Source organism: Bacteroides xylanisolvens XB1A, assembly GCF_000210075.1.
Classification (GTDB): domain Bacteria; phylum Bacteroidota; class Bacteroidia; order Bacteroidales; family Bacteroidaceae; genus Bacteroides; species Bacteroides xylanisolvens.
This window is the reverse complement of sequence record NC_021017.1, coordinates 378,458-383,178: the sequence shown is the minus strand read 5'-3', so window position 1 is coordinate 383,178 and position 4,721 is coordinate 378,458. Positions and strand designations below refer to the sequence as shown.

The following is a 4,721-nucleotide window of genomic DNA, read 5'->3' as shown; positions in this document are numbered from 1 at the left end:
CAGTATACATTCAATTTGTAGAGATCGCCATGATGAATGGCATCCGCCGGCAGGTTAATTTCCCAATTGCCATTCTTTAGTTTTTTTCAGCTTATAGGCTGCTTTTTCCTCCCAATTATTAAATGTACCCACCATATAAATATGAGTAGCATTGGGCGCCCATTCACGGAAAGTCCATCCCTTATCGGTGCGATGCAATCCAAAATAAAGATACCCCGATGCAAAATCTGAAAGGGTTTGTTTGCCTTTATTCGTCAATTCAGCTTCCTTGTCTAATACATGCTGATGACGCCCGGTGATAGCACCGGCAAAAGGTTCCAGCCAGGGATCATTTTTTATGAGATTAAGTGTCTTTTCCATATCAGAATTGAATTAGGATTATGCTTTTACTTTTACAATTACTTTTTTCACACCATCCGGAGTGATGCCGGGAGCATGACCGTCTTGCGGGAAGAAGATAGCAAACATTCCCGGTTTTACGGTAACGTATGTTTCTGCCAATCCTTCAAAAAAAAGTAATGTCTTTTTCTGCGTTATAAGGTGCATCTGCCGGAACACAATCTTTAGCAGTGGTATACCCCATAATTTCTGTTCCCGACAACGGGATTTGAATGTCAATAAATTCGTTATGAGTTTCCAGTTTGGCTTCCTCTTTTGTTTTAGGCTTGGTTTGTGCGATATTCACGAACAGATCTTTCCCTTTCAGTTCTGTCTTACCAATTTCCATGGCTTGGAGGTCATGAGACTTCAAGAAGTCGATGGCTTGTGCAAACAAAGGATTTAAAGACGCATATTTCTCCAGATTTTCTAAAGTATCTACTACCATATAAGTTAAATTTTAAAGTTTATATTCCAGGCATTATTTATTCAAAATCATCAATCGTATAATTTATAAAATCAGCAAACCGCTTGAACTGGCGGAACGCTTTGTCTATCTGTTCCAACATATCCGGCCGGGTAAAGAAGTCATCAGGAACATTATAAGAGCAAACATACTCTTTACATTTCAAATAATCGACATACTTGAAGTCTTTCGGGAAGCCTTTCGGAGCTGTTTTCAGAAAATCCTCCCCTATCACCGGAAAGTATTTCTTAAACTCCGGATCTTCTACGATCGCAACAAATTCCTCGATATTGTCATAAATAGACTGACGCACTGCTTTCAGGATATTGGAAGGCAGACACAAGCTTCCTCCGGCAAGCATCGAACCATCCGGCTGCAAATGGACATAATATCCACAATGGTCGGATTTCTTTCCTTTGGCATTGATATAGCCGCCGAAATGTATTTTATAAGGTGTTTTATCCGCAGAGAAGCGGGTATCCCGGTAAATGCGATAAGTACAGTCTTTGGGTTGAATTCCCCGGATAGTTTCATCAAACAGGGAAATACGGGCAATCACTGTTGCCAAAAAGTTGTCGAACTCGGCACGGGCTGTTTCATATTCTGCCTTGTGCTCATTAAACCACTCACGATTATTATTCGCGGAAAGATCTTTTAAAAACTGAAAGATAACGGGTATGTTCATCTTTATCATTTTCTATTATTACTCTACAAACGTACAAATTTTATTTCATATAAACTACAAAAGGGGGTAAAAGGACATAAAAAAAGCATCGGCCTGGTAAAACCGATGCTTTAACACATTTATCAAAAAAACAGACTCTTCTGTCTCTGACGTACTTTAGCTTTCACAAGTGGAGTACAATCTCTTTAATTAATCTTATATCTAATACTATGAAAAACACATAAATATAACAGTACAAAAGTGACATTTGTTCAGTAATACTCTGTATATTTCAGTTAATTATCGTTTATAGAATGAAATGTTCCTCATTTACAGGCAATACAATACGCTCCCAGTCAATCATGGCGTTGAATAACATGATATGTGAATAGTCATTTAAATGTACTTGCGCGATGTCTTTCTCAACAATCAATTGCTTATTCAGAAGTTCCGCCCGTTTCGTTCCCCGGAGTAACGGATGAGCCGGAGTAAACCATGTGTACCCATCGTAGAGGGCGATATTGGCAATAGAAGTATCTGTCAGATAGCCGTCTTTCACGATTAAAATATCATCTGCCATTCCTCTTTGGGCATACAAAGCGTTCAGTTCTTCTCGATGTGTGCTTTTGTAAGTGTAATTAATGGTATCGGATTCTATCAGATGCAAAGAGGACACTTTCCGCATCTGATAAGGAGCATACGTGACTTCTCCTACTTCTTTTCCATACACAATCCGACATTTATGAATCCCGTTTAAAACTGGTGGCGATATATACTCACGCAAATCAAGCGGAACAGTATCTTTCCAAAAGACCGCACGGGTTCTATTGAAACGCTCTGTGTGATAATCAAGATTATAAATCTGTCCATCCTCTATCCGGATAGTCTCAATAAATGGGTACATATACTTTTTGTTTCATTTCGTTATACTCACTTTCCGCATCGCTCTGACAGGTTATTCCACCTCCACTTTTAAAATACATTTTTTCTCCTTCCTGTTCTACAAAACGTATCATAACGGCACTATCCAAATTAATCCCATCCGAATAGCCCATAATTCCTGTATAAAATCCTCTGTCGTAGGTTTCAGCTTCCCGAATAATCTGCATCGTTTTTTTCTTGGGGGCACCGGTAATGGAACCGGCTGGCAAAAGTCGGAAAATAAGTTCTCCTAAATGTTCCGGATAGTTTTCCGGCAATACGCCTTGAATTTCAGAGCTTGTCTGAAGAATCGCTCCCTGATTAGTCTGCAATGTATCGATATACCGATACCGGGAAACGAACACTTGATTGGCAACCATGCTTAAATCATTACGAATCAAGTCTACGATAGTAGCGTGTTCTGCCGCCTCCTTAGGATCGTTCATCAATAATTGGGCAGCAGAAGGAATGGAAGCATCAATAGTCCCTTTCATCGGGTATGAGCTAATTTTCCCCTGATGAATTCTCACAAATATTTCTGGAGAAAAAACAGTAAAAGTGTCTTTAACCCATAGCTTATAAATCGCTTTAGAGTGATAATAAATATCTTCCAGAGTGAGATTGGTATCTACCGGAGTGCGACAAGTCAGATTTGTGAGAAAACTATTTCCAGCCAAGATATTCTGTCGGACAATATTAAACGAGCGTTGATAGGAATAGAAAGATTCTGCAGAAGGCTGCCAATGGATAGAGTTCGCTGGTTTAGCAGAAAAAGAAGGTGTATACTTTTCAGTTGACGTAGCTTGATTGGTAAATCCATTCAAATTATACAAAAGTTCAGTAGAATCAACAGCAGCAACCTCTTCTATATAAGATGCATCCTGCAGATAATTGATAATAAAAACAAAAGGACGATGGTGTTGTCCAAACTGATTCATCCGTTTGATGGCCTGTTCCTTATTATATAAGTGCATAAAATATTTCAGCGTTTAGGAACGGCAAATGTACACAAAAAGTATAGATTAGAAAAAGATAGCAATAAAAAAGGGTTGCCCGACGTTATCATACCGGCAACCCTCTATCATTTATAAGATTAGTCAAATTACTTCATTACAGCTTTCACTTGAGGAAGCATCTTTTTCACATTTTCATTTTCCGGAGAGATCTTAGCAGCCTCTTCCAAATAGTCTAATGCTTCTTTAAATCTTCCATCCGCTTTTGCTTTTTCTGCAGCATATTTGTCTGCGTCTGAATTTGCCAAAGGAGCAGCTTTCTTCAGGATATTAGCTCCGTCATTATAACACAGAACTCCTAAACTGTACAATGCATTTGTTTTATACTGCTTGTGATCCAACGGAATTACTTTCTTGAAACAATCTTCTGCTTCTTCTGCTTTTCCAGCTTTCTGTGCTGCAAGTCCTGCTTTCAAATAATGAAGACCATAATTCTTCACCATTGTCTTATTCTTAGGATCGACTTTCAGCCCTTCTTCTAATGTAGCTACATATTCAGCAGTCTTCTTTTGTGCATCTAAAGCCAAAGCTTTACGAGCATACGCATTTCCTATATTAAAATTTTTCTGAATAGCAATATCGAAAAAGGTCACGGCTTCCGCATACTTTTTCACTTCGTCTGCTGCTATACCACAATAGTAAGCTGTTGCAGAATCTTGATTATTAGTCTGTTTCAGATATTCGCTGAACTTCGCATACGCTACTGGATAATTTTTAGCATTAAATGCATCATTTCCTTCTTTTTTCAATTGCTCTGGGGCGGTTTGTGCAAAAACATTAGTCACTACAATACAAAATGCAAATAAAAAAATCAATTTCTTCATAACTTTATGTGTTTTTTAGTTGTTTATCGTCCAAAAGTAGAAGTTATAATAGAAAAACACAACCGTATTTTATTTTTTTGACCTTTTTGAAACCTATATAACTTTCGTTATTCTTCGTAAAAATGACGTTTTCCTATTTATTCATCCCAAACCATATAACTAAACAAAATATTTCTCTTTTATAAATTACTGATTCATAGCCACAAAGAAAAATATGAATAAAAAAGTGCCGGAAAGTTTTTGAATTTTCATAAAAAGCACTACCTTTGCATCCGCAAATAAGGCTGGTTCCGTAGCTCAGCTGGATAGAGCAACGCCCTTCTAAGGCGTGGGTCAAGCGTTCGAATCGCTTCGGAATCACTTAGAGAAATCGCAAACAGCTATTAAAATAGCGTTTGCGATTTTTTCATTTAATAGAATCGTCCACATGTTGTCTACTTGATATTGGCCTCAGT

Annotated in this window: 4 protein-coding genes, 1 tRNA gene and 2 pseudogenes; 1 reads left to right on the top strand and 6 read right to left on the bottom strand. The window is 38.0% G+C overall.

Annotation, left to right across the window (positions count from 1 at the left end):
* From BXY_RS01615 to BXY_RS01590, 6 genes and pseudogenes are all read right to left on the bottom strand, one after another.
* Positions 1 to 360: pseudogene (locus BXY_RS01615) on the bottom strand (1,4-alpha-glucan-branching enzyme); the annotation flags it as partial.
* An 18-nt stretch (positions 361 to 378) separates the two neighbouring features.
* Positions 379 to 826, bottom strand: a pseudogene (locus BXY_RS01610) (YhcH/YjgK/YiaL family protein).
* Between the two features lie 37 nt (positions 827 to 863).
* On the bottom strand, positions 864 to 1,538 hold the full coding sequence (locus BXY_RS01605; protein WP_009039575.1) for a DUF2461 domain-containing protein: 675 nt from the start codon (positions 1,536 to 1,538) through the stop codon (positions 864 to 866).
* A 277-nt stretch (positions 1,539 to 1,815) separates the two neighbouring features.
* Positions 1,816 to 2,412, bottom strand: a complete 597-nt coding sequence (locus BXY_RS01600) for an aminotransferase class IV family protein (RefSeq protein ID WP_008640119.1) — start codon at positions 2,410 to 2,412, stop codon at positions 1,816 to 1,818.
* Positions 2,396 to 3,403, bottom strand: a complete 1,008-nt coding sequence (locus BXY_RS01595; protein ID WP_008640117.1) for an aminodeoxychorismate synthase component I — start codon at positions 3,401 to 3,403, stop codon at positions 2,396 to 2,398. The genes BXY_RS01600 and BXY_RS01595 overlap by 17 nt, the downstream gene beginning before the upstream one ends.
* 128 nt (positions 3,404 to 3,531) lie before the next feature.
* Positions 3,532 to 4,266 (bottom strand): hypothetical protein, encoded by a 735-nt coding sequence (locus BXY_RS01590; protein ID WP_008640116.1) that lies wholly within the window; start codon positions 4,264 to 4,266, stop codon positions 3,532 to 3,534.
* 286 nt (positions 4,267 to 4,552) lie between these two features.
* On the opposite strand from BXY_RS01590, the gene BXY_RS01585 reads away from it, so the two are divergent.
* A tRNA-Arg gene (locus BXY_RS01585) sits at positions 4,553 to 4,626 on the top strand.
* Positions 4,627 to 4,721: the final 95 nt, after the last annotated feature.

Bases quoted from the DNA above. Each gene is read 5' to 3' on its own strand.
- BXY_RS01605 (WP_009039575.1), bottom strand. From the start codon at position 1,538: ATGATAAAGATGAACATACCCGTTATCTTTCAGTTTTTAAAAGATCTT.
- BXY_RS01600 (WP_008640119.1), bottom strand. From the start codon at position 2,412: ATGTACCCATTTATTGAGACTATCCGGATAGAGGATGGACAGATTTAT.
- BXY_RS01595 (WP_008640117.1), bottom strand. From the start codon at position 3,403: ATGCACTTATATAATAAGGAACAGGCCATCAAACGGATGAATCAGTTT.
- BXY_RS01590 (WP_008640116.1), bottom strand. From the start codon at position 4,266: ATGAAGAAATTGATTTTTTTATTTGCATTTTGTATTGTAGTGACTAAT.